This window comes from Caulobacter sp., from assembly GCF_039596335.1.
Classification (GTDB): Bacteria; Pseudomonadota; Alphaproteobacteria; order Caulobacterales; family Caulobacteraceae; genus Caulobacter.
Genome location: NZ_JBCNJZ010000001.1, coordinates 449,233 through 475,872, shown reverse-complemented (window position 1 = coordinate 475,872; position 26,640 = coordinate 449,233). Strand labels below are relative to the sequence as shown.

Genomic DNA, 26,640 nt, shown 5'->3' with positions numbered 1-26,640 from the left:
GCCCCGTTTCCGCTACCGTCACTCCCAACGAGATATAATCTGAGGGAGTGAGACCATGACGCCGCCGGATGGCGCGTCGCCCTCGCGCGACGCTTCGCCTACTGCCCCAAATACTCAGGGCATCCCGTTCAAGCCGCTGCCGATGAAGGGTCCCGACGTGACCGTCGAGCGGCGCGGCGACGGGACCATCGTCATCACCTCCAACCATCCGCCGGGCGAGGGGCCGCGTTCGATCGCCCATCTGCTGGCGCAAAAGGCCGGCGAGCACGGCGAGCGGCCCTACATCAAGCAGCGCGAACCGGGCCACGGGCCCTGGCGCGGCGTCAGCTACGGCCAGGCGCTGCGGGCGGTCGAGGGCGTGGCCCAATGGCTGCTGGATCGTGGTCTGAAGGCCGGCGACAGCGTGATGATCCTGTCGGGCAACTCAATCGAGCACGCCCTGATGACCCTGGGCGCCTATACCGCCGGCGTCCCGGCCGCGCCGATCAGCCCGGCCTACAGCCTGATCTCGACCGACCACGCCAAGCTCAAGCACTGTTTCGAGCGGGTGGCGCCGCGCGTCGTCTTCGCCCAGAGCGGGGCGCTGTTCGCCAAGGCGCTGGAGGCCCTGAAGGCCATCGACCCGACCATCGCGGTGATCACGGTCGACGGGACCGGCGCGGGGGCGATCCCGTTCGCCGACATCGCTGCGACTGAGCCCACGGCGGCCGTGGCGGAGTCGCGTGAGGCCGTGGGCCCGGCGACGGTGGCCAAGTATCTCTTCACCTCCGGCTCGACCGGCATGCCCAAGGCCGTGCCCCAGACCCACGGCATGATGGCGGGCGTGATCGCCGGCCAGGATGGTCTGAAGCTGGACGAGCCCGAGGCCGGCGAGGTCCCCCAGAGCCTGGAATGGATGCCCTGGAGCCATATCTCGGCCGGCAATATCAGCTTCAACGGCACGCTGTGGGCTGGCGGCACCTTGCATATCGATGAGGGCAAGCCGCTGCCGGGCATGTTCGAGACCACGATCAAGAACCTGTACGAGGTCTCGCCGATCGTGTTCGGCTCGGCCCCGATCGCCTTCTCGATGCTGGCCGAGGCCATGGAGAACGACCCCACCCTGCGGGCCTCGTTCTTCAAGAACCTGCGCTACATGGGCTATGGCGGGGCGACGCTGTCCAACGACGTCTATGAGCGGCTGCAGGCGCTTGCGGTCGCCGAGACCGGCCATCGCATCCCCCTGACAACCATGTACGGCGCGACCGAGACACAAGGCATCACCGTCACCCACTGGATCACCGAGCGGGTCGGGCTGGTCGGCCTGCCGCTGCCAGGCATCCAGCTGAAGCTGGCCCCAAACGGCTCGAAGTACGAGGTGCGGGTCAAGGGGCCGACGGTGGCGGCCGGCTACCACAAGGATCCGGAAAAGACCGCCGCGGCCTTCGACGAGGAAGGCTTCTACAAGCTGGGCGATGCGGCGCGGTTCGTCGATCCCGAGGACCCGGCCAAGGGCCTGGTGTTCGACGGCCGGGTGACCGAGGACTTCAAGCTGGACAGCGGCACCTGGGTCAGCGTCGGCGTGCTGCGGCCCGACATCGTCGCCGCCTGCAGCCCCTATATCCACGACGCGGTGATCACCGGCCAGGACAAGGGCTTCATCGGCGCCATGCTGTGGCCCTCGCCGGCCGGCTTGGCGGCGCTGGTCGCTGATCAGGGGCCAGGCACGCCGCTGGAGAAGCTGGTCGCCATTGTCCGCGACCGGTTGGGCGCGTTCAACGCCGCGGCCGGCGGCTCGTCGCGTCGGGTGGCCCGCTTCACGATCCTGACCGAGCCCCCGTCGATCGACGCCGGGGAAATCACCGACAAGGGCTACGTCAACCAGCGCGCGGCGCTGGAACGCCGCGCCGACCGGGTCGAGGCGCTGTATGCCAAGACGCCGGGCGAGGCGGTGTTCGCGGTCTAGATCACCACTTCATTCCGCTGCGCACCAGCACGGCGGTCTTATCGGACATGTCGAAGGCCATCAGTTCGGGCGGCTTGGCCGGCGGGGCCTTGGCCTCTTCGGGCCAGCCCTCGTGATATTCGAGCGCGGCGACCTGGATCTTGCCGGGACCCTCGCCTTCAATCGTGAAGCTGAGCGTCACGCCGTTCGGATCGGGGGCGTGATAGGTGACGCCCGACCACTTGTCGGCCTCCGTTTTCAGGGTGATCGGCCGGCCGTTCAAGCGGGGCGAGGTCAGCTCGCTGCTGGGGCGCAGGCGGATGCTGACCAGCTCGGCGCCAGGCGCGGGGATCAGGCGGACCAGCAGGCGGTTCTCGATACGGTCGACGGTCAGGTGCGGCGCCTCGACCGGGGCGGGGCGGGTCTCCGACATCCAGACCGGCTTGCTCCAGAACGGGGCCAGGGCCTGTTGGGCGGGCTTGGAGCCGCCGTCGTCGGGCAGCACGGCCTTGGTCCAGGCGTCCAGGCGCGGCTGGTCGGCGATGCGCCAGGCCTTGCCGGTCGAGAGGTCGGCCAGATGCAGGGCCTGGGTGATGCCCGGCCGCGCGGCGTCGCCGCCCAGCCGCGCGGCGTTGGCGATCAGGGCCAGGCCGGCAATGGCCAGCACGCCGGCGGCGCGCCAGGCCCAGCGGGTGGCGGCGAAGTCATGGGCCAGGGGCGACAGGGCTGGGGCGGCCAGCATGGCGAAGGCGGCCATGATCGCCGGCATGGTCACGCCGAGGCCCGCGAAGGTCCAGGCGCCCCAGGCGCTGAGCTGAGCGGTCGACAGCACGGCCAGCAGGCCGACGGCGAAGGTCAGGGCCAAGGCCACCCGCTTGTCGCGCGTGCCGCCGACGCCGATGACCAAGGCCGCGCCGATGGCGGCGATCAGCAACGGCCAGGTCAGCATCACGGTCGCGCCGGGGGCCAGGACCTGGGCGACGATGCTGAGGATCAGCAGCACGATCATCCCGCCGATCCAGGCGCCCAGCACATAGGTCCGGAAGCCCAGGGCGGCGATGGCCAGCACGCAGGTGGCGACGCCCAGTCCCAGGCCGATCGGGTCGAAGCCGCCGGCCAGGCTGCACGCCCCGCCCAGGGCCAGGGCGATGATCGCCGGGATCATCCGGGCCGCGCCCCGCGCCTGGGCGGTGGCGACGGCCAGGCCGGCGGCGACGGCGGTCAGGCCTGCGCCCCACAGCATCTGATCGAAGCGGGTCAGCAGGCCGTAATAGCGCTGGACGTCGGTGACCATCAGCATCCGCCCCGCCAGATGCAGGACCAGGGCCGCGCTGGCCGCGATCAGCATCAGGCCGGCCATGCCGCGGGCGATCTCCCAGCCGCTGGTGCCGCGTCCGGCCAGGGCGCGCCAAGCGGTGAAGGCGATCAGGCCGGCGGCGAGGACCAGCAGCAACCAGCCCACGACCGGCGGATAGCTGACCAGGAACAGGCCCAGCACGTCCGAATAGATGGCGTTCGGCGTCCGGGCCGGCAGCTCGCGGGCGTCGGCCAAGGCCCGCACCGTGGGCAGGGTCTGGTCGCCCATGTGCTGCAGGCTGCCCTTGTCCAGATGATCGGGGCGGGCCAGCGGCGTGTGATAGGCCAGCTGGTTGTCGATGAAGGCCAGGTTCAGCCCCGGCAGACCCCGCTTCACCGCGTGGGTGAAATCGGTGTCGTTGGGCATCTTCTCGTAGACGGTCGAGGCCATCGAATTGGCCGACGGCCCCTTGGCGGCGCGGGCGAAGACGCTCATCAGCGCCCCGTTCTGCGGGCCGGTCTGGAACATGGCCGCGCGGCCCGCGTCGCCCCGGGCCTCCATGTTCACCACCAGGCCCACCCGCTCCAGCGTCGGGTCGCGGTTGAAGAAGGCGTCGGCGCCCAGCAGGCCCGGCTCCTCGGCGTCGGTGAACAGGAAGATGACGTCGCGGACCGGCTGCGGCCCGGCCTTCAGGGCGCGGGCGATCTCGAGCGCCGCGGCTGCGCCCGCCGCATCGTCGGCGGCGCCGGGCGAGTTGTGGACCGAGTCATAGTGGCTCATCACCAGGATGGCCGGCAGGGTGCGGTCCTGGCCCGGCAGTACGCTCACCAGGTTCTGCACCGCCGCCACGCCCAGGGCGCGGCCGTCGCTGGAATAGGGGCGGAAGCCCTCGCCGACGCGGACAGAAACCTCCAGGCCAAGCTCGGTCATGCGGCTGAGCAGGTGGTCGCGCACCTTGGCGATCTCGGCCGAGCCGGTCGGGTGCGGCGCGCGGGCGATGGCGTCGACATCGGCCATGGCCCGCATGGCCGAGAAGTCGGTCAGTGGCGCGGTGGCGGCGACGGGCGCAGGCGGCCTCTGGCTCCAGGCGCCCAGCGCCAGGCCGATCACGAGGCAGATCCAGAATCCGAGGAAGCGGATCGTCTTCATGGGCCGCGGTCTCCGACGTCGAGAAAGTCCCCCACGCCCATGCTGAGGTGATGCGGCCCGATCCGAAAGCCCCAGGCCTTTAGAAAAAAGAGGGGCTCAGAGAAAAGCGGGGATCAAGCTCGGGCAAAAAGGCGAGGGCAAAAGAAAGGGGCGACCCGGTCGCCCGGATCGCCCCTTTCCCTCTTCCGAAAGCCGGCAGGCCTCGAAGGCCCGCCGGTTCCCCCCTCCCGGTTTGACTAGAACTTCGAGCGCAGGGTCACGCCGTAGGTCCGCGGCGCGCCCAGGAACGCGTCGTAGGTGTTGGTGTCGTTGGCGGGGACATAGGTCGCCTGCGTCGCGCTGAGGCCCGAGGAGCCTTGCAGCGGGCCGTTGAAGCCGACCTGCATGTACTTCTCGTTCAGCAGGTTCTGGGCCCACAGCTCCAGCATCCACTTGTCGTCTTCCGCGCCCAGGCCCACGCGGCCGTTCACGACCGTGAAGCCCTTCTGGATCTTGGGCGGGAACAGGTCCGAACCGGTGTTGTAGCTGGACGAATACTTGGCCCCCAGGTTGAAGCGCGCCTTCATGCCCGTGCCGACGGCGGTCTCATAGGTGACCGAGCCCGAGGCCGAGTAGAGCGGGGCCAGCGACATCCGGCTGCCCGGCAGCAGGGCCAAGGCGTTGGTCGGATCGTTCGGCACCGCGTCCTTGCCGTATTCGGTCTTGGCGTAGGTGAAGCCGCTCTGGACGGTCAGGCCGCGAACCGGCGTGAACCACAGGAAGTCGGCGTCGATACCCTTGGAGGTCACTTCCGGGATCGAGCGCACGGCGAACGAGGTGCCCAGGAAGGTGTTCAGCTGGAAGTCCTCGAACTTCTGGTAGAAGCCGGTGATGTTGAAGAGCACCGTGCGGTTGAACAGGGTGTTCTTCAGGCCGACTTCATAGCTGTCGACGAACTCGGCCGGGAACGAGGTGTCGTAGATCGGCGTGACGCCATTGCCGCCCGAGGGCAGGCCGTTCGACGACTGGGTGCGGTCCAGGTTGAAGCCGCCGCCCTTGTAGCCGCGAGCGAACGAGGCGTAGCTCATCACTTCCGGCGAGAAGCGGTAGGCGGCCTTGATCGTGCCCGACCATTCCTTGTCCGTGCGGGTCTGGTTGGTGCTGCGGTTGTGGAACAGCGGGTTGGCCCAGGGCAGGCACAGGTTGCCGATGACGGTCGGGGTGGCCGCCGCGCCGACGATGCCGGCGATGCGGGCCTGGCCGGCGGGCGAGAGCGCCGTGCCGCAGCCGATGCCGCCGTCCGAATTGGTCTGGTAGGTGAAGAGGTCCTTCTTCTCTTCGCCGTAGCGCAGGCCGGCGGTGATCCCGAAGGCCTCGGTGAACTGGTAGGTGTTGTTGGTGAAGAGCGAGATCGTGGTCGAGCGCTGGCTGTAGCGGTCGTACAGGCCCTGGCCCGCCGTGAAGGTGGTGTTCGGGGCGCGGCCGGTCAGGGCCGAGACGAAGTTGGCGATGCCGGCCGGGTTGGCCGCCGAGCGCGACAGGAGGCGGCCCAGATACTGTTCGTAGTCACGACCGAACAGGAAGTTGGCGCGGGTTTCCAGGCGCTCGTCGGCCAGGAAGGTGCCGACCAGCCAGTCCAGCTTGCCGGCCTTGCCGGCCAGGCGCAGTTCCTGGGTATAGGTCCGGAACTGCGAGTAGTTCGTGCCGTCCTTGTTGCGATAGGTGATGTCGGCGGTGGTGAAGTCCGAGTCCTGGCCGTTGTCGGTGCGCCAGTCGCGAATGGCCGAGATCGAGGTCAGGGTGCCCCAGTCGAAGTCGATATTGCCTTCCAGCGAGACGCCCTTGTCCTCGACCGACGACGGCGCGCCGCGGTTGGAATAGGCCACGCGGGCGAAGGGATCGGCGGTGGTCGCCAGGGCCGGGCCGCCGTTGATCAGGCCCAGGATGGCCGCGGTCGGACCGGTGCGGATCTGCACGGCGCCGCAGCAGTTTTCGTCGCGCTTGGTGTAGTCGGCGATGACCTTGAAGGTGGCGCGATCGTCCGGAATGAACAGTAGCTGGCCCCGCACGGTGTAGAAGCCCTGATCGGCGTCCTGGTCGCGGTCGCTGGGGCCTTTGCCGGTGACGACCTTGTTGAAGCCGTCACGCTCACGGGCGGCGAAATAGATGCGACCGGCCATCTTGTCGCCGGCGATCGGGCCGGTGACCGACAGCGACGCGCCCTTGGCGTCGTAGTTGCCGTAGACCAGCTCGGCTTCGCCGCCGAACTCGAACGACGGCTCCTTGGTCACGATGTTGATGACGCCGGCCGAGGTATTCTTGCCGAACAGGGTGCCTTGCGGGCCCTTCAGCACTTCAATGCGGTCCATCTCGCCCAGGTCGCCGAACGAGACGCCGTTGCGGGGACGATAGACGCCGTCGATCACGATACCGACCGAGCTCTCCAGGCCCGGGTTGTCGCCGACGGTGCCGATGCCGCGGACGCGGGCGGTGGTCGAGGCTTCCGACGTGGTCGAGGTCACGGTCAGGCCGGGCGTCAGGATCGTCAGGTCCTTGATGTCGCGGACGCCGGTGTCCTGCAGCAGCTTGGCGCCGACGGCGGTGACCACCACCGGCACGTCCTGCAGGTTCTGTTCCCGCTTCTGGGCGGTGACGACGATGCTGTCGATGGTTGGGATGTCCTGCGCCTGGGCCTGGGCGGCGCTCGTGGCGCCGAGACCGGCGAGGACAACAGCGGACGCAGTGCCGCAAAGCACCTGGTTGAAGCGCATTTCCTACCTCGGTTTGTTGTAGCCGAGTGCGCTTGCCCGCCCCCGACCTGTTTTTCGTTGGTTCGCTCGAACGAGTGTTCGAATGAATAGCCAAGGGTTAGGCGCCGCCCACGGTCTCGGCAAGCTAAAATCCCTGTGATCTAAAGGTGATTGCGCGCCCTGTTGCCCGGAAGCGACAGCGTTCGGCGAGCGTCATGGACATTCGAATACGGAAATTCGAACAGGGCTTGCGGCCGTCGTGCGCGGACCTGATATGGCGACGATGCCGTTCTCTCCCGCCTACCGCCCCGATCCGCGCTTCCAGGCCCTGGGGAGCGAGTTCTCCGACCCGGTCGCGCCGGCCGATTTTCCCGAGACGATCCTGCGGTTCCGCAACGACCGCGCGGCTGCGACCGTCGGGCTGGAAGGACTGGACGACGCTGACTGGATCCGGCGCTTCGGCCGTTTCGATCCGTTGCCGGACAATCAGGCCCAGCCGCTGGCCATGCGCTATCACGGCCACCAGTTCCGCACCTACAATCCCGACCTGGGCGACGGGCGCGGCTTTCTCTATGCGCAGCTGCGCGAGGCCGGCACCGACCGGTTGCTGGACCTGGCCACCAAGGGCTCGGGCCAGACGCCGTGGTCGCGGTCGGGCGATGGCCGCCTGACCCTGAAAGGCGGGGTGCGCGAGATCCTGGCCGCCAGCCAGCTGGAGGCGCTGGGCGTCCCGACCTCGCGGGCCTTCTCGCTGGTCGAGACCGGCGAGGCCCTGACCCGCGGCGACGAGCCTAGCCCTACGCGCTCGGCGGTTCTGACCCGGCTGTCGCACAGCCACATCCGCTTCGGCACGTTCCAGCGCCTGGCCTATTTCGACCGCCGCGACCTGATCGGTGTCCTGGTCGACCACGTGGTCGAGACCTACTATCCGCATCTGGCCGACGCCGCCGACCGCCCCGCCGCGCTGATGGAGGCGGTGGTCGCCGCCACCGCGCGCCTGCTGGCCCGCTGGATGACGGCCGGCTTCGTGCATGGCGTGCTCAACACCGACAACATGGTGGTGACCGGCGAGAGCTTCGACTACGGCCCCTGGCGCTTCCTGCCGCGCAACGATCCCAATTTCGTGGCCGCCTATTTCGACCATTCGGGGCTCTACAGCTTCGGCCGCCAGCCCGAGGCGGTGTTCTGGAACCTGCAGCAGCTGGCCGCCTGTCTGACCCTGGCCGGCGGCGAGCAGGCTGGGCTGCTGGCGGCGCTGAACGGCTTCTCCGACGGCTATCGTCTGGCCTTGCGAGGAGCGATGCTGGACCGGCTGGGCGTGGTCGGCCGCGATCCCGACCGCGACGTCGAGCTTGTCAACGCCGCCTTCCGCGCCCTGGCCGAGGGCGGCGAAGCCCTGCGCTGGGAGCCGTTCTTCTTCGACTGGTTCGGCGGCGAGGCCTCGGAGGCCCGCGCCTTGGCCGGCCCGCGCGCAGGGCTCTACGACACCGAGGCGTTCAGGACATTCCGGGGGCTGCTGGGCCAGTACGCGGCCGACCGGCCCGAGCGCCTGACCGATCCGGTGTTCCAGCGTCCGGAGCCGGAAGAGCTGCTGATCGAGGAGGTCGAATCGCTGTGGGCCCCGATCGCCGCCGAGGACGACTGGGCCCCGCTGCGCGCCAAGCTGGGCCGGATCGAGAACGCTCGCACCGCCTATGGCCTGGGCCGCTCAGGCGATAAAAAAGCCGCGTCCTGATTTTTTTTGTTCGCGCCCGGAACAACCGTCAAGGTTCCGTCTTACAGTTGCGGCACAGTGCCAGCGAACAGAACCGCGCGGAGCCGACCCATGCGTATCTTCCAACCGATCATGCTGGTTTGCGCCGTGGCGATGTCGTTCATCGGCGCGCTGGGCCTGCCGGGCTGCGCCCGCGCCATCGGCGAGTGCCTGCGCGACCGCCCCGAACCAGCCTAGGTCACGCGTCTAGGCGGACAGCGCCTCGTCCAGAGGCGCGTGCGCCGGCTCGGCCATGATGTCCCGCCGCGCACGGACGGGGAAGACGGCCAGGAACCGTTCCAGGAACAGCCACGTATCGCGGTCGTGATCCAGGTGATGGGTCAGGAGGCCGATCGGCTCGTCCCATTGGCCGGCCTGGCGACGCTGGGCCAGCAGCCGCCGCATCCGCGACAGGAACTTCCAGGCGCCGCGGAAGCGCGCGCCGTCCTTCCAGCGCAGCACGTCCAGATGCGTATCCAGCCGCGCGACGCCGTCGGTGGCGCCGCTGAGCTGGTCGAAGCCCGAGACGGCACGGAGCGACGAGTCGGGCAGGGCCGTCAGCAGCTGCGGCGCCAGATTGTTCCACGGCGGCACGAACAGGGTTGGGGCCGCGCCGGCGCGGTGGAAGGTCGTCACTGCCGTGCGCAGCTGGGCGCGGACCCAGTCGACATCGTCCTCGGGTACGATCTCGCCGAAGCCGTGGCCCTCAGGCTGGCGGTTGATGTGGCGGAAGCCATGGACGGCGATCTCGACGTCCGGCTCGGCCTCCAGCCGGCGCACCAGGGATGGCAGGCTGGGGCCGGCGATCGAAGCCAGGGTCAGCGGCGCATCATGGCGATGCGACAACGCCAGCAGCTGCTCCAGCGCCCCGGTCGGCGAGCGCGCGTCGTCATCGCGCCACCAGACGACCGGCGTGTGGCCAGCCTTGGCCCAGAGCTTCAGCTCCGCGCCCAGGATCAGGCCGAAGGCGAGCGACAGATGGGCCATGCGGCTTAGTGGCCAGCGGCCTCGGCGCGGCGCAGCGGCACGGCCGCCGGCGCCGCATAGGCGGGCTTGGCCTCGCGGGCGCGATTGCGGACGATCTCGCGAGCCCGCAGGTTTGACAGGATCGGATACAGCGCCGCCATCAGCGAGATCAGGAAGCCCAGATCGCCTTCCTTGTAGCCCTTGCGCGAGACGTAGCACTTGAAGAACCGGCGCACGCCGCGGAAGGCGTCGTCGGGAAGGCTCTTGATCTTGCCGTTGTCGGCCAGGTCCTGGCCCTTCAGGGCGGTGTAGCGGCCCAGGCGGGCGAACATGTCGGCGATGTCCTCGTCGACCATGTGGTTCAGCGGCTGGGTCAGCTTGCCGCCGAAGGTCCCCTCCAGCTTGGCGCCGGGATGGACGCGCTCGTTCTTCCACGACTTGTGGCCGCGACGGAACAGGCGGGCCGCCGACGAGGTGCCGAAGGAGCCACCCCAGCCATGACGCACCAGCTGATCGCCGACATAGTTGTCGACCGGGATCTGGTACCAGTCGGCGGCGTTCGCGCCTTCGATGGTCTGGCGGATTTCTTCACCGAAGGCCGGGGTGACGCCTTCGTCGGCGTCCAGCTCCAGGATCCAATCGCCGGTGCAGCGGGCGATGCCGGCGTGCTTGCGCGGGCCCTCGACCGGGAAGATGCCCGACACGACCACGGCGCCGTACTGGCGGGCGATGGCCTCGGTGCCGTCGCTGCAGCGGTCGGCCACCACCACGATCTCGTCGCAGAACGACAGCGCCGAAAGGCAGCCGTGCAGGCGCTGCTCTTCGTTGTGCACGCAGATCAGGGCTGAAAGCTTGGCCATACTGACATCCTCACGAACGACCACGCCCCCGCAGTCGCTTCGATGTGATGACGTCGCCGATCCCGTCCGCCCCCCGCTGATGAGGCGAGAAATGTTGCGACCCTGCAAAGGGTTTGCGACAGCGATGCGCCTAGAAGTTGGCGCTGAGGGCCAGGCTCCACGTGCGGGGGCGCTGCGGCGTCACCTGGCGCACCTGGCCGAAGCTGAACGGGTTGCCGTAGGCGAAGGTGTCGCTGGAGCCGTTCCAGGGATTGCTGACGAACAGGGCTGCGCGCCAGCGGTCGGTCAGCAACTGGGCCGAGAGCTTGCCGGTGTAGTAACCGCCCATGGTCGGGGAGTAACGCGGGTCGAAGGTCAGCCGCGACTCGCCGATGTAGCCGGTCTCTGCGGTCAGCAGCAGGCTGGCCCCGGGGGTGACGGGGCGATGATAGGTCACCAGGCTGCCGAACGAGACGTCGGGCACGCCGGGCAGGCGCGCCGCGTCCGTGATGCCGTAGCCCGGGGCGATGCGGGTCAGTTCGGGATCGTTGAACAGGGCGTTGGCCGACAGAGTCAGGCGCGGGCTGGCGCGCCAGGCCGTCTCGACTTCGAGCCCGCGGTTGCGGCCGCTGCCGATGTTGGCGGTGTAGGACAGGCCCGAGGTGAAATACTGGTCGGTCTGGATGTTGCGCCAGTCGTCGTAGAACACCGCCGTGCGCAAGCTGACGCGGCCGTTCCAGGGATTGAGCGTCATCCCCGCCTCGTAGTTGCGCAGGTGGTCGGGGCGGAACACCCGGCGCGTCTCGGACGGCGTGACCAGGCCCCCGGAGTTGAAGCCGCCGGCCCGATAGCCCTCGGAGGTCAACAGATAGACCAGGCCGCCGTGCGGCAGTTCGCGCTGGATCGACAGCTTGGGCGAGAAGCCCTGGAAGCTGGCCTTGCGGTCCAGGTCGCGCGACTGGCCGGGCGCCGGGGCGGTGACGTAGGAACGGGTATGGACGGTGGTCCTGAACTGGCGGCCGCCCGCGGCGATCCGCCAGCCGCCGCCCAGGTCGTAGCTGGCCTCGCCATACAGGGCGTACTCGTTCAGGCGGTCCTTGCGGTCCTCGTCATAGACGCTGCGGGTGATGCCGACGGAGCGGGCGCGCAGGTCGGCGTCGCTCTCCTCGATGCTGGTGGCGGTGAAGGCCCCGATCAGCCAGCGCAGGCGGCCGCGCTCGGGTCCGGTGTAGAGCATGTCCTGCACGGTCATCCGCACCTTGGAGCGCTCGTCATAGAGGCCCAGCTCGATAGCCTGTTCCGAGAACTGGCTTAGCGACAGGGTGGCGTCGTAGCGGCTGGCGAAGCGGTGGGTGACATAGCCGGTCACCGCCTCGAACCGGCCCCAGTCGCCGGCGCCGGTGATCTTCAGCGAGGTCTGGCCCAGGCGGTTCTGGTGCGTCTCGCGCACCTGGTTGGCGCGCCGCGGACCGGTCGGGGCCAGGGTGACGTACTGGGTGTCCTTGGATGAGATGGTCTGGCCGGCCACGCCCAGCCGCACCTGCCATTCGCCCAGGTCGGCGCGCCAGGCTGCGCGGCCGCCGCGCCGGGTGGTGCTGTCGACGTTGGACAGGCGCAGGGTCACGTCGTCGAGATAGCCGCCATCCAGATCGTGATAGGCCACGGCCCGCAGCGCCGAGTTCGAGCTGGTGGGGACGTTGACCACGCTTTCGAAGCGGTAGCTGTCCGAGCCGGACTTGGTGCGGGCCGTGGTCGCTCCGACCGAGGCCGACCAGGTGTCCAGTTCGGGCGCGCGGGTGACGATGCGGTAGACGCCGCTCAGCGAGCCGCCGCCATAGAGCGCGCCTTGCGGGCCGCGCATGACCTCGACCCGGTCGACATCGATCAGCCGCAGGTCGGGGTCCGGGGCGTTGTAGTTGACCGGCACGTCGTCGAGATAGGTCCCGACCGTGGATTGGGTGCGGCCGGTGAAGGTGCCGTCCGACAGGCCGCGCAGCAGGATCTTGTTGCGCGCCGCGCCCAGGTTGGTGGTGATGAAGCCGGCCGTCTGGCGCGAGACCGAGGCGGTTTCGCCGACGCCGGTGTCCTGCAGCTGCGGCGAGCCGATGACGCTGACCCCGCCCGGCAGGCTGCCCAGGCGCGGCGGACGCTTGCCGGCGCTGATGACTAGCGGGGCGACCGGGACGATCTGTTCGGGTTGGGTGATGACGGGCTGGGGAAGGGGTCTGAACCGCGCGGGCGCCGGCGGATGCGGCAACCAGAACCGGACCGTGCGCGGGTCGACGAACGCGTAGCGGCAACCGCCGCCTTCCGAGGTCAGCAGGTCCAGCGCCTCCTTCAGCGTGTAAGGGCCGACAAGGGCAATGCCCGGGCCCTTGCAGGCCTCGACCCCGCCCAGGCTGACGCCCATGCGGATGCCCAGCTCGATCAGGGTTTCGGCGGCGGTGGTCTTGCGGATGTCCAGGCGAACGCGCTGCTCGGCGGCGATCGCCGCCTGGCCGCTCGTCCCCAGGAGGGCGGCAGCCAACAGGAAGCAGGCCCGGCTCAGGGCCGGACCCGTTCAAAGGCGTTAATGTGAAGCGGACGGCCTTCCGCGCAGGACAATCGCATCATCGGTCGGCGTCGCCGAAATCGGCATCAGGCTGGACAGGCGACGGACCATCGCATCCTGGCCATCCACGATCAATACGCCGGTAAACCGGAGGTCTGCGGTGTTTTCACCCTCAAGGCGAAGCGGGCGGTCGAAATAGCGATTGATGTCGCCGACAATGCGACCCAGCGGCTGGTCGCGATAGATCAGTCGGCCCGACTTCCAGCCGACCTGGTCCTCGGCCGTGACCTTGCTGACCGTGACGCTGGCGGCGCCCTCGGTGTGCTCCAGCATCTGGCCGGGGCGCAGGCGTACCGGTTCGTCCTGGCCATCCGTCGAGACCTCGACCAGGCCGCGCAGCACGGTGATGCTGAGCTGGCCGTCGCGGCGGCGGACGTCGAACTTGGTGCCGACCACGCGCACGGTCTCGTCGCCGGCGGTGATCAGGAACGGGCGGTGGTTGTCGTGGGCCACGTCGAACAGCGCCTGGCCGTCGTGCACGGTGACGCGGCGGGCGTCCTTCTCCAGGCGGACCGACAGATGCGAGTCGGTGTTCAGGTCGATGCGGCTGCCGTCGGCCAGCTGGACCTGGCGGCTCTCGCCCTTGGCGGTCGTGTAGAGGGTGTCGGGCTGCGGCAGCAGCTCGCCCCACGGGGCCATGGTCACCGCGACGGCCACGGCCGCGGCGGTCGCGCCCAGGCCGCCCAGCCAGCGCCAGTCCAGCGCGAAGGGCTGCCGGGCGGTCGCCAGGCGGGGCTTGGTCAGGGCCGAGCGCATGGCCGGACCGCGGTGGAAGATCTCTTCGTCTACGGCCTGGATGGCGTCATAGGCCTCCTGCGCGCCGGGCTCGGACAGCCAGGCGTCGAACGCCAGCCAGTCGGTCTCATCGACCTCCGGCCGCTGCAGACGGGTCAGCCAATCGGCCGCCTCCTGCAGATGTTGCGCTGACCGGCTCATCCGGTGTTGCTCCGACGAGGATCAAACATCCCCTTGCACATTGACGTCACCGTTCGGCGCCATCCCCCATGCGGCATTTCATAAATCAACGGAGCCGCCTCGTCAGGGTCTTCAAGGCCGAGCTTATGTGCTTTTCCACGGTGCTGATGCTGATGCCCATACGGCGGGCGGTTTCGGCGTGGCTGAGACCATCCAGCTTGTGCAGCTGGAAGGCCTGTCGGGTCTTCTCGGGCAGGTCCCCCACGGCGTCGACCAGAGCCTTCAGGCGTTGCCGGCTTTCGACCACGGCTTCGGCCGACGGCTCGTCGGCGACCTCGTGGCCGGCCATGGCGACGGTGTTGACTGCGCGCCAATCGGCGTCGCGCGCGCCGGAGCGCTTCTGGCTGCGCAGGCGATCCAGCATCAGGTTCGAGGCGATGCGGTGCAGGAGGGCCGACGGATTGTCGATCGGGCCGACCTGCTCCATGCCGTTGATGCGGATGTAGAGGTCCTGCACCAGGTCCTCGGCCTCGGCCCGCGAGCCCAGACGCGCCGCGTAGAAACGCGCCAGATTGGCGCGCTTCTGCTCGTACAGGCCAAGCAGCAAGGCCTTGTCCGAGTCTGTGGCGCTCAAAGAATCTCCCGTGTCCACCGATGCCCGCCCCTAATGGCGCCGCACTATCCATCTTTTTGATCGAAAGACGATCGTTAGTTCGAGTGACAGTCGATGATCATTCAGGACATGAGCCAGACAATTTGAAGGCCTTTGCGGCGAAAGGCCCAGTTTCTGCTATTCAGCTCATGATTTCACCAACCAGAAGGCGAGGCAGGCGGCGCCAGAACTTGGCTTTATGTGGCGAAATGTCGCGGTGGCTGCCGCAGCTCGGCGACGTCATTGCGCTCGCGGACTCCAAGACGTCCACGGCGCGAAATCCTCCGCAGGCTGCGTAAGGCAGCAATGTAATCCATTGTAAAAACAGCGACCTGACGGCTGGTCTCGCGGGCGGCAAGGCCGCTAACCTCCCTGGGTTGCGGCAGGGAGGGCCACGGCATGCGCCCGATCGACATCCAGGTCCGCGGACCCGTGCGCCCGCAGACGGTGTCGCAGCGTCCGCCGTCACGCCGCCGCCGCTACGCCCCGATCATCCTGGCGATCCTGGCCGCCGCCCTGGCCTGGGCCGTGATCGTGTTCGGCGGGGTGGCCGTCGGCTCCTGGCTGGCGTGACCGCGAGGCCGGTCGAGGGTATCGTTCGCTTATCGGAACTTTAGGGGAGGGCCGATCATGCGGACCTGGACGCCGATGCTGGCTGTGGCCGGCCTGTTGGCCTTGAGCGCTTGCGCGTCACCGCGCGCCATCGGTGAGGGCGACGTGACTGTAATGCAAGGCGCGGTGGTCGCCGCGCCGGTCGATCCCGCCGATGACGCCTATGCCCGCGCCGTGCAGGTCGCCGCAATCGACCGCCTGGGCGCGCGGGTGGGCGACAGGCCCGCCTTCCTGGTCCAGGTCGGCGTGTCGCTGGCCCCCAGCACCATGGGCGTATCGACGATCACGGCCGAGAATGCAGCGCCCACCTGGCGCAGTCCGGCGCCCCCGCGACGCCCCTGGAGCCGCAAGGGGCCTGTCCGCGCCGTGACCCTGGCGGTGCTGGACGCCAAGACCGGCAAGACCCTGGCCTGGTCCTCGGTGCGGGTGCGCAAGGAAGCGCCCGTCGTGGTCGCTGACCTGCTGGTGACGGCGCTGCGGCTGACGGCCAAGCCCGCCTAGCCCACCCCGTGACGCGGCAGGCTGACGGTGAACTCCGAGCCGACGCCGGGTTCGCTGCGGCACGAGACCTCGCCGCCGTGGCGGGCGATGGCGGCGTGCACAAAGGCCAGGCCCAGCCCCGCGCCGCCGGCGGCTTCCGATCCCGGACGCTCGAAGCGCTGGAACGGACGGAAGGCGGTGGCGGCCTCCTCGCGCGAGAAGCCCGGACCCTGGTCGGCCACCGACACCTCGACCGTGGGACCGCTAGCCGAGGGGCGCTCCGACAAAGCGACGGTGATGACCGAGCCCTCGGGCCCGTACTTCACCGCATTGCCCAGCAGATTGACCAGGGTGCGGGCCAGGACGCTGCGGTCGCCCAGCACCATCAGCGGCGCGTCGCCGCCGACCTGCTCGATGCGGATCTTGCGCTGGGCCGACTGCGGCCACACCTCGTCGATAGCCTCGACGGCGACATCGGCCAGGTCGACAGGCTCCAGGAACACCGGCGTGACCTCGGCGCGGGCCAGCTGCACGAAGCCGTCGGCCAGGGCCAGGGTGCGGCGGGCATAGGCCGAGATGCGCTCGGCCAGTTCCGGCGGCGCGTCCGGGGTGGTGGCCAGCAGCGCCAGGATCGAGGTCTGCGGCGAGCGCATGTCGTGGGTCAGCAGCTGCAGGGCCTGCTCGCGCTGGCGCATGGCGGCCGTCAGGATCGAGATGTCGGCCAGGCGCACGATCCAGCCGGCGGGCGCGCCTTGGGCGTCGCGGCGGAACACCGTCTGCAGATGATAGGCGCGGCCGTCGGCCAGGTGTAGGTCGATCGGGTCGTGGCGCTCGGTCGACCCTTCCTTGGGGTTGGGCGGCCAGTCCAGCTCGAAGCGGTGGCCCAGCGGCTCCAGGGTGTTGATCAAGTCGGCCAGCGAAGCGCCCTGAGGCGGAAGCGACTTGAACAGCGCCTCGGCCGCGGCGTTGGCGGCGATCACCCGGCCGCGGGCGTTGGCCACCAGGGTGGCGTCGGGCAGACTGAACAGGGCGTCGGCCGAGAACCGGCGCAGGTCGTCGATATGGGTGATGGCCTCGCCCAGGCTGGAGGCCTGCCGCGCCACGACGTCGCCCTCAAAGCCGACGGGGGCGGCGGGCTTGCGGCCGCGGGCGATGGTGCGAATGCGGGCCAGCTCGTGGCTGAGCAGATCGTTGACGCGGCCCAGCTGGGTCCAGCCCCAGACCAGGGCGACGATCTTCAGGCCGATCACCGTGGCGATCGGCGACAGCCATGTGCGGCCCAGCCAGAACATCGCCGCCGAATAGGCCAGACCGACCAGGCACAGGCCGATGGTCAGCACCAGATTGGCGCGCGGCGGCAGCACCAGCAGACCCGCCATCAGCAGCCACAGCAGGGTCAGGGTGAAGATTACCCGGCCGAACGGACCGACCGGCTTGATCATCTGGCCGCTGCGTAGGCCGTCCAGGATACTGGCCTGCAGCTGCACGCCGGTCATGCTGGCCGCGTCCGGCGTGACCGGCGTGGGGAAGGCCGGACCCAGGCCCGGGGCGGTCATGCCGATGAAGACGGTGCGTCCCGCGATCAGCTCGGGCGGCACCTCGCCCTGCAGCACGCTGGAGAAGCTGACATGGCGATAGATCGAGGGCGGTCCGGCGAACGGCACCAGCAGGGTCTGCTCGGCCGAGCGGCTCGGGTCGGGGCCGTCGTGCGGGCGGGTGGCGCGGTGGACGACGGTGATCAGGTCGGGACTCAGCGCCGGGCCGTGGGCCTCGAACGGGGCCATGCGGCGGACAACGCCGTCGTCGTCGAAGCGCACGTGCGCCAGGCCCACCCCGGCCGCGCCGGCCGCGACGCTGGGCACGGGACCGATGACGCGGGACGGGGCGTCGCCTTCGCCCTCGGCCAGGAACTGGGGCAGATAGACCTTGCCCGAGCGGGCGATGGCCGCGCCCAGGGCCTGGTCCTGGGCCGGATCGGCGGAGCCTTGCGTGAACAGGATGTCGTAGACGATGGCCTTGGCGCCGGCCTGGTCCAGCTGGTCGATCATGTCGGCATGGACCGCGCGCGACCACGGCCAGGCGCCCAGCTGGGCCAGGCTGCGGTCGTCGATGTCGATCAGCAGGATCGAAGGATCGGCCGGACGGCCGTCCGCGCGGATCAGCACGTCGTACAGCACGTCGTCCACCCGCTTGGGCGGGGCGACGGCGAACAGCGCCATGACCAAGCTGGCCACGGCCGCCAGCAACAGCCAGGACAGCAGGCGGCCGGACGGCGGCGGCCGGGTTCGGTTGGTGAGGGTGTTCACTTACGCGTCTGCTTGGATGGGCGCGCCGGCTTGGCCTGACCGATCTGCAGGGCCTGGAGCGATCCCTGCTTCTCGCTGACCACGCCGTCCTTGAAGCGCGTGGCGATCACCCGCCACTGATAGGCGCCCGCCGGCAGGTCCGTCAGGGTCACCTGCGGTTCGGTCAGGCCCGGCTGGTCGACCACGGGGACCTGGGCGTCGGCGTCGGAGAACATCTGGAAACGATAGTTGCGCACGCCTTCGCCGGCCGCGCTCCAGCGGAACAGGAACTTGCGGTGCTTGCCCTCTTGCGTGTCGCTGGGCGCGCCGGCGGTCAGGGTGTTGAGGTCGCGGTCGAAGCTGTAGTCGGCGGGAAAGCCCTCCAGCCCGCCCTGGTCCAGCGCGGTCATGCGCACGAAATAGGTGCCGTTGGCGACCTGGCCGAAGTCCGCCGTCGGGGCGAAGCTGGTGGCGTCGGTCATCACCTCGGAGAAGATGTCGATGAAGCCGGCGTCGTGGGCCAACTGCAGGCGATAGGCGCGCGCGCCCTCCACCGGCTGCAGGGTGAAGCGGACCAGGGGCTCGCTCTGGGTCTGGCCGCCGGGCGCCATCTTCGGCGCGGGCAGCAGGGCCACCGGGCCGCCGACGCCGCCGGGCGAGGCGCTGACCCCGAAGCCAGCCTGGACGGGCGGGCCGCCGGTGGGGAGGGCCCCCAGATCGACCCCGACCGCGCCCTTCAGCACTTCCGTCTGGGCCTTGTCCGCACTGGCGCCGACCCGGAACTCGGTGCCGCGCACGGCCGAGACCGACACGGGCGTACGGACCTCGAAGCGGGCGTCGGGCGTGGTCGCCGGCGTGGCCGAGATCGTGCCGCGCCCCTGGTCCAGCTGGAACACCCGCTGGGGGGCGTTGTTGATCAGCACCTGGCGCAGGCGATTGATCCGCACCCGGGTGTTGGACGGCAGGGTGACGCGCGAGCCGTCCTCCATCTCGAAGGTGGCGAAGGCGCCGGGGCCGGTGATCACCACCTGGCCCTCGGACAGGGGCATGCCGACGCGGGCAGGGATGCGCTGGCCGTTGGCCTCGACCTGCACCGGGCCGGTAAAGGCCGAGATGCTGGCGGCGATCGGGGTCGACTTCAGCAGGTTCGGGTCGATGTGCAGTCGCGAGCCGGGCTGCAGCCGCGTGGGCTTGCTGACGCGATTGGTCTTCTGCACCGTCCGATAGTCGTCGGGACGGTTCAGATAGGCGCGGCCCAGGCCGATCAGGGTGTCGCCTGGCTTGACCACATAGGCCACGGGCGGCTCGGCAGTTTGAGCCGCGGCCGAACCCGTCATTGCCAGAAGGAACAGAAGGCTCGCCCCCGCAGCCTTGGTCATGCCTAGTCTCCGCTACTCGCGCCCGCCGTCTCGGGGTCGCAGGCTTCCAGACGATACCCGAAACCGTAGACGGTGCTGAGTCGGAAACCGTTGCTGGGGCGCAGGTGAAGCTTGGCCCGCAGGCGCGAGATATGCGCGTCCAGGGTGCGGGTCTCCAGGTCGGGGCGCTGGCCCCAGATCCGGCGCAGCAGATACTCGCGCGACAGCGGACGGGACAGGTTGTTGAACAGCAGCGACGCCAGCTGGAATTCCTTGGGCGTCAGGGCCTCGACCTGGCCGCCCCAGCTGGCGGTCTGGGCGCCGGGGTCCAGGCGGTAGGGGCCGTAATGCTCGACCTGGGGCGACATCGGCGCGCGGTGGATGCGGCGGACGACGGCGTTGACCCGCGCCAGCAGCACTGGCGGCTGCAGCGGCTTGACGATGTAGTCGTCGGCGCCGGCGTTCAGGCCCTCGACCAGGTCGGCCTCGACCGAACGACTGGTCAGCAGCAGCACCGGCGGCGCGGTGGACGGATCCTCGCGCAGCAGCTTCAGCGTCTGGACGCCGGACAGCTCGGGCATGTTCCAATCGAGGATGATCAGGTCGAAGGTCTGCTTGCGCAGCTCGGCCAGGAGACGCGTAGGCTGGGTAAAGCTCGTGCAGGTGAAGCCCGCCGGTTCGAGCACCGAGGCGACAAGCGCGTTGTGGCTTTGATCGTCGTCGAGCAGGGCGACTTTCATACGTTCACTTATGCTGGGGAGGTGGCGCATCCCGCGGGGGAGCGGGATGCGCCGCGGGAAGCTCGCTGTCGGTGGGGCGACGAGCAGGCGACCAGCTCTTCATGTCTATATCGCCCGGCTCAGGTTCGCTCGACTTCGAACGGTGTTTTTACAATGCTTTACAGTCTCGTTTGTGACCTGGATCAAGTCGGGGAGCGGATGGATGGACTCAGTTTGGGGGCCAGATCTCCTACCGGTCGCACCTCCACGGCATCGAGGCCTAGCCACCGCGCCATGGCCTCCAGTTCCTCTACCAACGCGTGAGCGGTGTCGGTGTTCGCGTCCGGCTCGGCGTGGGCGGCCAGCACCAGCAGTTTGCTTGCCTTACGGTCGGCCTTCAGGTCGACGCGGGCGGTGATCGCCTCGTCCTGCAGGAAGGGCAGGACGTAGTAGCCGTGGGTGCGCTTGTGAGCCGGGGTGTAGATTTCCAGCCGCACGCGGACGCCGAATATCCGTTCGGTGCGTTCGCGGAACCAGATCAGATTGTCGAACGGCGAGAGCAGGGCGGACCCCTTCACCGACCGGGGTCTACGCGCGTGCGGCCACAGATAGGCTGGCTGGTCCCAGCCCTTGACCGCGACGGGCGTCAGCGTGCCGTCCTCGACTAGTTCGGCCACGCCGCGACGGGCGTCGGCGAGCCCCAGGCGGAAGTAGTCGCGCAGGTCGCGCTCGGTCGCCACGCCCATGGCCCGGGCGGCGATGGCCAGCAGCTGGCGGCAGGCGTCGGCGCGATCGGGCGTGGGGGCCTCGAAGATCTCCGGCGGCAGCACGCGCTCGGGCAGGTCATAGACCCGCTCGAAGCTGCCGCGCCGCGTGGCGGTGGTCAGCCGGCCGGCCCAGAACAGGCACTCCATGGCCCGCTTGCCCTCGCTCCAGCCCCACCAGCCGCCTTCACCTTTAGCGCCCAGGTCCAGCTCCGAGGCCGCCAGCGGGCCGCGCGTGCGCACCGCGTCCAGCGCCTGGTCGATGAAGCCGGCATGGCTGCGCAGGAAACCCGAGACCGGCTTCCACACGCCGACGCCTTCGGCCGCGTCCTGCATCCGCCAGCGCAGTAGCGGATGGGTCGACAGTGGGGTCAGCGACGCCTCGTGCGCCCAGTATTCGGCGAGGGCCGGTTTCTTGCCCCAGGCCAGCTGCTCCAACTGCTGGCGATCATAGGCGCCCAGGCGCGAGAACAGCGGCAGATAGTGCGAGCGCGACACGACGTTGACCGAGTCGATCTGCACGACCCCCAGGGCCTCGATCGTCGACAGCAGGTGACGTTTGCCGGGATTGGCCGGACGGGCGCGGCCGAAGCCTTGCGCCGCCAGCGCGATGCGCCGCGCCTCAGTGGCGGAAAGGGTCAGGGCCATCCAGGGAGTTGAGCTTGCCTCGCCCGTCGGCGCAAGGCAGGGAGAGCGTCCACAGCCAGGAGCGCGCCGCATGACCGTCATCGAGAAGGGCTCGGCCCGCCTGATCCTGGCCCCCGAGGCCGGCGGCGCAATCGCCGGCTTCACGATCGCCGGTCGCGACATCATGCGCCCCACGCCGGCCGGGGCGAACGACGCCCTGGACACCGCCAGCTTCCCGCTGGTCCCGTTCTGCAACCGCATCCCGAATGGCCGCGTCACCTTCGAGGGCCGCGAGGTCGTACTGCCGCCGAACCTGGGCGACCATCCGCACGCCCTGCATGGCCAGGGCTGGCGAGGAGCCTGGACCGTCGAGCGCGCCGAGGGCGACGCGGCGGTGCTCGCGTATGTCCACGCCGCCGACGCCTGGCCGTGGGCCTATCGCGCCGAACAGACCTTCACGGTCGACGAGGCCGGCTTCCGCGTCGTGCTGAGCGTGACCAATACCGGCGAGACGGCGATGCCAGCGGGCCTGGGCTTCCACCCCTATTTCCCGCGCCGGACGGGCGAGACGCTGACGGCGGCCAATGACGGGGTCTGGATGATCAACGCCGACGTCCTGCCGACGGTCCATCATGCCGGGCCGTGGGAGGTAGACCTGGCCGCCGGCGCGGCGGTCGAGGGGCGCGGCCTGATCGATCACTGCTTCACCGGCTGGGACCAGCGCGCCGTGCTGGCCGCCCCCGGCGCGCCGGACACGGTGATCACCGCCTCGCCCGAGAACCGCTGGCTGCACGTCTACATCCCGCCGGCCGAGAGCTTCTATTGCGTCGAGCCCTGCGCCAGCCGCCCCAACCCATTCGGCGAGGGCGAGACCGGCATGACGAGGCTCCAGCCCGGCGAGAGCCGGAGCATCTGGATGGACGTGCGGTCGGCCTAAGAGGCTACTGCAGTCCCGCCTGGGCCTTCAGGCGGGCGACCATGTCGCTGGACATGTAGCCGTCGGCCGGCAGCTGGCGGTTCTGCTGCCATTCGCGCAGGGCCTTGCGGGTGCCGGCGCCGACGACGCCGTCTGCCGGGCCCGGATTGAAGCCCAGGCGCGCCAGGGCGATCTGGGCGGCCATGCGGTCCGACAGCGACAGCGGCGTCTCCATGGGCCAGGCCGTGACGGGTGGCTCGCCACCGCCGAAGCGGTCGGCCAGCAGGCCGATACCCAAGGCGTAGGATGTCGAGTTGTTGTACTTGCGGATCGCGAAGTGGTTGGGCAGGGCCAGGAAGGCCGGGCCGGCCGCGCCCGCGGGCAGAATCAGGCCGGCCGGCTGGGCGGCGTCAGCGGCGCTCCACGGCAGGCCGTCGGCGCGGCGCACGCCCTTGGCTTCCCACCAGGACGGAACCTCGCGCGGGCCCTCGGCCAGGGAATAGTCGAAGCCGGCCGGCAGGATCACTTCCTTGGCCCAGCCCACGCCGGGCTTCCAGCCGCCCTTGACCAGCAGATTGGCGGCCGAGGCCAGGGCGTCGGCGTTCGAACCCCAGATGTCGCGGCGACCGTCGCCGTCGAAGTCCACGGCCATGCTGCGATAGCTGGACGGAATGAACTGGGTCTGGCCCATGGCCCCGGCCCAAGAGCCCTTCAGCTGGGCGCGGGAGACCTCGCCCGAATCGATGATGCGCAGGGCGGCGATCAGCTCGCCCTCGGCCCAGCCGCGGCGGCGGCCGTCGGCGGCCAGGCTGACCATCGAGCGGACGACGTCGAAATTGCCCTGCAGCTGGCCGAACGCCGATTCCATGGCCCAAACGGCTAGCAGGATGTCGCGCGGCACGCCGTAGCGGGTTTCCAGCTGCGGCAGGAAGGTCAGTTCTTCGCGCTTGCGGCGGCCCACGGCGACGCGATCCTCGCTGATCACGCCCTTGATGTAGTCGCCGACCGGCTTGGAGAATTCCGGCTGGCGGCCGTCCAGGCTGATGACCTTGGGATCGGGCGTGACGCCGGCCAACTCGCGGTCCAGCAGCTGCGGCGTCAGGCCCTGGGCGATGGCGCGGGCGCGGAAATCGGCCAGCCAGGTGTCGAAGGCCAGCTCGCCGGCGGGCACCGGCGTGGCCGGAACCGTCGGCGCAGGCGCGGGCGCCTGCGGGCGCGGCGCGGGGCTGGGCGGGGTGATCGCCGTCAGCGGGCCCTGCGGTGAGGTGTCCGCGCAGCCGGCGAGAAGAAGGACGAGAAAGACGCGACGATCCATGGCCATACGGGCAAGCTACCGGGGTTCGTGTAAAAGCTTCAATCACAAGCCCGACAGGACGGTGAAGTTCCGCGCCGGCCCTTCATACGGGAAAGCCGTGCGGAGAAGGTCCGCAACACATTGACTCAAGGCTGCGTCCTGCTTATACGCACCGCCTCCGAAACACCCCGGATGTTCCGGCCGCCTTATGCGCGCCCGAACCTCTCCGCCGAAGTAACAGAGACGGTCATGAAGGTTCGCAGCTCGCTGAAGTCGCTGAAGGGTCGCCACCGCGACTGCAAGATGGTTCGCCGCAAGGGCGTCATCTACATCATCAACAAGACCGACCCGCGCTTCAAAGCCAAGCAAGGCTAATGACCGCGTCGCGTCCCAGGGCCGTTCTCTGGGACGTTGGCAACGTCATTGTGCGCTGGGATCCCCGCGCACCCTACGCGACGATGTTCGAGGAACCAGCCGATCTCGACTGGTTCCTTTCGCATGTCTGCACCATCCCTTGGCACGTCGAGCACGACAAGGGCGTCGGCTTCCCGGAGAACGCCGCGCCGCTGATTGCTCGCTTCCCCGAGCACGCTGACGCGATCCGCGCCTGGGACGAGCGTTTCCACGAGATGCTGTCGGGACCGATCCCCGAGACCGCCGGGGTGATCGACGCCTTGGCCGAACGCGACGTCCCGCAGTTCGCGCTCACGAACATGCCCCAGAGCAAGTGGCCGGCGGTGCAGGCGATCTCGCCCAGCCACTTCGCCCACTTCCGCGACGCCATCGTCTCGGGCGACGAGCAGGTCATCAAGCCGGACCGCCGCATCTACGAGATCGTGCTGGAGCGCACTGGTCTGCAGGCTTGCGACCTGCTGTTCATCGACGACTCGATCGCCAACATCGAGGCGGCCATGGACATGGGCTTCCACACCCACCACTTCACGGATCCGGCGCGGCTGCGCGCCGCTGTCGAGCAGCACGGCCTGCTCTAGTCTCCTTTCGGAGGATCGCATGAACGTCGGTTTCATAGGCCTGGGCGCGATGGGCGCGGCCATGGTGCGCAACCTGCTGGCCAGGGGCGTGGCAGTGACGGTGTGGAATCGCTCGCGGGCCATCGTCGACGAACTGGCCGCCGAAGGCGCGAGCCCCGCCGCCAGCCTCGATGAGGTGTTCGCCAACGACATCGTGCTGTCGATGCTGGCCCACGACAAGGCGATGCGCGACGTGCTGCTGCCGGTTCTGGCCAAGGCCCCCAAGGGGCTGGTGCACGTCAATCTGGCGACCATCTCCACCGCCTTTGCCGCCGAGCTGGCCGCGCTCCACGCTGAGCTCGGTTTGGGCTACGTCGCCTCGCCGGTCTTCGGTCGCCCGCCGGTGGCCTTGGCCGGCGGTCTGAACGTCCTGGCCGCCGGCGCGCCGGACGCCATCGCCAAGGCCCAGCCGGTGCTGGACCTGCTGGCCGCCAAGGTCTGGCCGCTAGGCGAGGATCCGGTCCGCGCCAACGCCCTGAAGCTAGCCGGCAACTTCATTATCGTCTCGGCCATCGAGAGCATGGGCGAGGCGGTGGCGCTGGGCGAGGCCTACGGCGTCGAGGCTCCCGAGCTGCTGGACATGCTGTCCAGCACCCTGTTCGCCGCGCCGATCTACAAGATCTACGGCGGCATGATCGCCGAGCGCCGCTACAGCCCGCCCGGCTTCGCCGCCGAACTGGGTCTGAAGGACGTGCGCCTAGTGCTGGACGCCGCCGAAGCCAAGGGCCTGTCGATGCCGCTGGCGGACCTGGCTGAAGCTAGTCTGGAATCGCTGCTGGGCGGCGACGAGAAGGACCTGGATCTCGCCGCCCTGGCCGAGGTCGCGCGGGGACGTGTGGAAGGCCGCTGAATCCCGCTTCCCAGGGGCGCGGCTTCGAACTAGGTTCCGCGCCTCCCAATTCCAGCCTTTTCGCGAGATCTCCGCATGGCCGACGACGCCGTTCCCCACGCCGACGTTCTGAACAGCACCGCTCAGGGCCAACTGAAGTCGATCGTCGACCGCGTCGAGCGGCTCGAGGTCGAGAAGGCCGAGATCATGGAGCAGATCAAGGAAGTCTATAACGAAGCCAAGGGTAACGGCTTCGACGTCAAGGTGCTGAAGAAGGTCGTGCGCCTGCGCAAGCAGGACCGCGCCAAGCGCCAGGAAGAAGACGCCATCCTCGACCTGTACCTCTCGGCCATCGGCGAGATCTAAGTTTTTACGGGTGCATGGGCGCGCGCGGTCGGGGATAATCCTCGCACGATGCGCGCCAAGCCGCCCGACCCCAAGGAACAGGCCAAGAAGGCCGCGCTGAACGCCCTCAAGCGGGCGCGGCGCGCGGCCGAGAAGTCCGGCGTCGAGCTCTCCGACTGGGAGGGCGAGTTCCTGACCAGCGTCGCCCAGCGCGTCGAGACCTACGGGCGGGCCTTCGCCGATCCCGAAAAGGGCGGACGCGGCCAGGCGCTGTCGGGCAACCAGGCCATCAAGCTCAAAGAGATCGCCCGGAAAGCCAAGGGCGAACCCAAGCCGATGAAGCGCGGCAAGGGCTTCCAGCGGCGCGGCCGTCCCGAGGCCGAAGCCGAGTCTGAAGAAGACTAGAGCTCTGCCGCAGCGTGTCTGCGTGGCGCCATCATCCTGCCGTTGTTCTCAAGCTCCATCGGCGCGCTCACATCACCTTCTTGCCGGTCCGCGCCCGCGCTGGACCTCACGGTCAAGCTCGCCTTTTGGTGGAGTGAATG

At 69.2% G+C, this 26,640-nt stretch carries 22 protein-coding genes and 1 pseudogene; 11 read left to right on the top strand and 12 right to left on the bottom strand.

Going from position 1 to position 26,640, the window contains the following annotated elements; all coding sequences use genetic code 11:
• The first annotated feature begins 55 nt into the window (after positions 1-55).
• Entirely contained in the window at positions 56-1,945 is a 1,890-nt protein-coding gene (locus ABDW31_RS02320; RefSeq protein WP_343698257.1) for an AMP-binding protein, read from the top strand.
• A 1-nt stretch (position 1,946) separates the two neighbouring features.
• On the opposite strand, the gene ABDW31_RS02315 is transcribed toward ABDW31_RS02320, so the two are convergent.
• Entirely contained in the window at positions 1,947-4,370 is a 2,424-nt protein-coding gene (locus tag ABDW31_RS02315; RefSeq protein WP_184716400.1) for a M20/M25/M40 family metallo-hydrolase, read from the bottom strand.
• A gap of 236 nt (positions 4,371-4,606) precedes the next feature.
• Complete coding sequence (locus tag ABDW31_RS02310) at positions 4,607-7,120, bottom strand: TonB-dependent receptor (RefSeq protein ID WP_184716402.1); 2,514 nt, start codon at positions 7,118-7,120, stop codon at positions 4,607-4,609.
• A gap of 253 nt (positions 7,121-7,373) precedes the next feature.
• Here ABDW31_RS02310 and ABDW31_RS02305 point away from each other — a divergent pair, with 253 nt between their 5' ends.
• The gene (locus ABDW31_RS02305; RefSeq protein WP_184716404.1) at positions 7,374-8,834 is read left to right on the top strand and encodes a YdiU family protein; all 1,461 of its coding nucleotides are present in this window, start codon (positions 7,374-7,376) and stop codon (positions 8,832-8,834) included.
• A gap of 90 nt (positions 8,835-8,924) precedes the next feature.
• On the top strand, positions 8,925-9,050 hold the full coding sequence (locus ABDW31_RS02300; RefSeq protein WP_184716406.1) for a hypothetical protein: 126 nt from the start codon (positions 8,925-8,927) through the stop codon (positions 9,048-9,050).
• Between the two features lie 9 nt (positions 9,051-9,059).
• On the opposite strand, the gene ABDW31_RS02295 is transcribed toward ABDW31_RS02300, so the two are convergent.
• The 5 genes from ABDW31_RS02295 to ABDW31_RS02275 form a co-directional block, all read right to left on the bottom strand.
• Positions 9,060-9,839, bottom strand: coding sequence for a polysaccharide deacetylase family protein (locus tag ABDW31_RS02295; RefSeq protein WP_184716408.1), 780 nt, complete (start codon positions 9,837-9,839; stop codon positions 9,060-9,062).
• Positions 9,840-9,844: 5 nt separating this feature from the next.
• Complete coding sequence (locus ABDW31_RS02290; protein ID WP_184716410.1) at positions 9,845-10,678, bottom strand: glycosyltransferase family 2 protein; 834 nt, start codon at positions 10,676-10,678, stop codon at positions 9,845-9,847.
• A 130-nt stretch (positions 10,679-10,808) separates the two neighbouring features.
• A complete protein-coding gene (locus ABDW31_RS02285; protein ID WP_343698256.1) occupies positions 10,809-13,184 on the bottom strand; it encodes a TonB-dependent receptor in 2,376 nt (791 codons plus the stop codon).
• A gap of 42 nt (positions 13,185-13,226) precedes the next feature.
• Positions 13,227-14,204, bottom strand: a complete 978-nt coding sequence (locus ABDW31_RS02280) for a FecR domain-containing protein (protein ID WP_184716412.1) — start codon at positions 14,202-14,204, stop codon at positions 13,227-13,229.
• An 85-nt stretch (positions 14,205-14,289) separates the two neighbouring features.
• The gene (locus ABDW31_RS02275; RefSeq protein WP_184716414.1) at positions 14,290-14,817 is read right to left on the bottom strand and encodes an RNA polymerase sigma factor; all 528 of its coding nucleotides are present in this window, start codon (positions 14,815-14,817) and stop codon (positions 14,290-14,292) included.
• 417 nt (positions 14,818-15,234) lie between these two features.
• Here ABDW31_RS02275 and ABDW31_RS02270 point away from each other — a divergent pair, with 417 nt between their 5' ends.
• Together ABDW31_RS02270 and ABDW31_RS02265 are read left to right on the top strand one after the other, a co-directional pair.
• On the top strand, positions 15,235-15,408 hold the full coding sequence (locus ABDW31_RS02270; protein ID WP_184716416.1) for a hypothetical protein: 174 nt from the start codon (positions 15,235-15,237) through the stop codon (positions 15,406-15,408).
• A gap of 57 nt (positions 15,409-15,465) precedes the next feature.
• Complete coding sequence (locus ABDW31_RS02265; RefSeq protein WP_184716418.1) at positions 15,466-15,948, top strand: hypothetical protein; 483 nt, start codon at positions 15,466-15,468, stop codon at positions 15,946-15,948.
• Here the strand turns inward: ABDW31_RS02265 and ABDW31_RS02260 are convergent.
• The 4 genes and pseudogenes from ABDW31_RS02260 to ABDW31_RS02245 all read right to left on the bottom strand — a co-directional run bounded on the left by ABDW31_RS02260 (position 15,945) and on the right by ABDW31_RS02245 (position 21,701).
• Entirely contained in the window at positions 15,945-18,233 is a 2,289-nt protein-coding gene (locus tag ABDW31_RS02260) for a CHASE2 domain-containing protein (RefSeq protein WP_343698255.1), read from the bottom strand. The two genes, ABDW31_RS02265 and ABDW31_RS02260, sit on opposite strands and share 4 nt — an antisense overlap.
• Positions 18,230-19,591: a FecR domain-containing protein gene (locus ABDW31_RS02255; RefSeq protein WP_184716420.1), complete on the bottom strand. Its 1,362-nt coding sequence runs from the start codon at positions 19,589-19,591 to the stop codon at positions 18,230-18,232. The genes ABDW31_RS02260 and ABDW31_RS02255 overlap by 4 nt, the downstream gene beginning before the upstream one ends.
• Positions 19,592-19,593: 2 nt before the next feature.
• Positions 19,594-20,413 (bottom strand): annotated as a pseudogene (locus ABDW31_RS02250) (response regulator transcription factor).
• A gap of 79 nt (positions 20,414-20,492) precedes the next feature.
• Positions 20,493-21,701, bottom strand: coding sequence for a winged helix-turn-helix domain-containing protein (locus ABDW31_RS02245; protein ID WP_184716424.1), 1,209 nt, complete (start codon positions 21,699-21,701; stop codon positions 20,493-20,495).
• A gap of 70 nt (positions 21,702-21,771) precedes the next feature.
• Here ABDW31_RS02245 and ABDW31_RS02240 point away from each other — a divergent pair, with 70 nt between their 5' ends.
• Complete coding sequence (locus ABDW31_RS02240) at positions 21,772-22,617, top strand: aldose 1-epimerase (protein ID WP_184716426.1); 846 nt, start codon at positions 21,772-21,774, stop codon at positions 22,615-22,617.
• A gap of 4 nt (positions 22,618-22,621) precedes the next feature.
• Here ABDW31_RS02240 and ABDW31_RS02235 read toward each other — a convergent pair whose 3' ends face one another.
• Positions 22,622-23,917, bottom strand: a complete 1,296-nt coding sequence (locus tag ABDW31_RS02235) for a lytic murein transglycosylase (RefSeq protein ID WP_184716427.1) — start codon at positions 23,915-23,917, stop codon at positions 22,622-22,624.
• Positions 23,918-24,139: 222 nt separating this feature from the next.
• On the opposite strand from ABDW31_RS02235, the gene ykgO reads away from it, so the two are divergent.
• From ykgO to ABDW31_RS02210, 5 genes are all read left to right on the top strand, one after another.
• Positions 24,140-24,265, top strand: coding sequence for a type B 50S ribosomal protein L36 (gene ykgO / locus ABDW31_RS02230; protein WP_004616427.1), 126 nt, complete (start codon positions 24,140-24,142; stop codon positions 24,263-24,265).
• Positions 24,265-24,882 (top strand): HAD family phosphatase, encoded by a 618-nt coding sequence (locus ABDW31_RS02225; protein WP_184716429.1) that lies wholly within the window; start codon positions 24,265-24,267, stop codon positions 24,880-24,882. The genes ykgO and ABDW31_RS02225 overlap by 1 nt, the downstream gene beginning before the upstream one ends.
• A gap of 19 nt (positions 24,883-24,901) precedes the next feature.
• A complete protein-coding gene (locus ABDW31_RS02220; RefSeq protein WP_184716431.1) occupies positions 24,902-25,771 on the top strand; it encodes an NAD(P)-dependent oxidoreductase in 870 nt (289 codons plus the stop codon).
• Positions 25,772-25,846: 75 nt separating this feature from the next.
• Positions 25,847-26,116 carry a DUF2312 domain-containing protein gene (locus ABDW31_RS02215; RefSeq protein ID WP_172269802.1) on the top strand — a complete coding sequence of 90 codons (270 nt, stop codon included), beginning with the start codon at positions 25,847-25,849 and terminating at the stop codon, positions 26,114-26,116.
• Between the two features lie 48 nt (positions 26,117-26,164).
• Complete coding sequence (locus tag ABDW31_RS02210; RefSeq protein ID WP_184716433.1) at positions 26,165-26,500, top strand: hypothetical protein; 336 nt, start codon at positions 26,165-26,167, stop codon at positions 26,498-26,500.
• Positions 26,501-26,640 lie beyond the last annotated feature (140 nt).